Annotated in this window: 1 protein-coding gene; it reads left to right on the top strand. The window is 35.2% G+C overall.

The window, feature by feature from the left end:
• A partial coding sequence (locus A5893_RS08435) for a hypothetical protein (RefSeq protein WP_232456831.1) occupies positions 1-488 on the top strand: 488 nt, incomplete at its 5' end.
• Positions 489-596: the final 108 nt, after the last annotated feature.

Genomic DNA, 596 nt, shown 5'->3' with positions numbered 1-596 from the left:
AAATTTTCAAAACGTTAGGTACAATGCTAAAGACTCGACTAAATATCTTCCTGACAATTTTTTTTCTGTGGACTCTTTCCAGCTGTCATCCTTTAGGCTGTTCTTGGGACTTTGGCTACACGCAACTAAAAGTTGAACCAAACGAATCTAAATTAATTGGAATATATATACTTAGCGAAAAATCAAAATCATATTTAAAAGACCATGGACTAAATCCCGAAATCTGTATTTTAAAATTAAACGCAGATAAATCATTTAATTTAGAAAACGTACCTTCTTCAATATCGAATGACGATTTGAAAGGTTCTGATGGCACTCAAAACAAATACGGAACTTGGAGTGTCAGTTGTGACAAATCTTATGATTGTATGATTGAATTGCAAGGAACTTGTGTGGTACCATTATGTGAAAAGGACGACCGAATTTCTATTCCAATTACTATTGGAGATGGAGACGAATGCAACGGAATAGTATTTGAGAAACGATAAAAAGCACAGTACCTAACAGCAAATTTGCACAAAAATGGCTGACGGTGGTTCAACTCAGGTTTTTCGTTAATTATTTGGTTCAGTGCGGTGCGACAATGGTTCTGCAAG

It is taken from the genome of Pedobacter psychrophilus, from assembly GCF_001652725.1.
GTDB classification, from domain to species: Bacteria; Bacteroidota; Bacteroidia; order Sphingobacteriales; family Sphingobacteriaceae; genus Pseudopedobacter; species Pseudopedobacter psychrophilus.
Note: the sequence above shows the minus strand (reverse complement) of the source record. Positions and strands in the feature narration are given on the sequence as shown.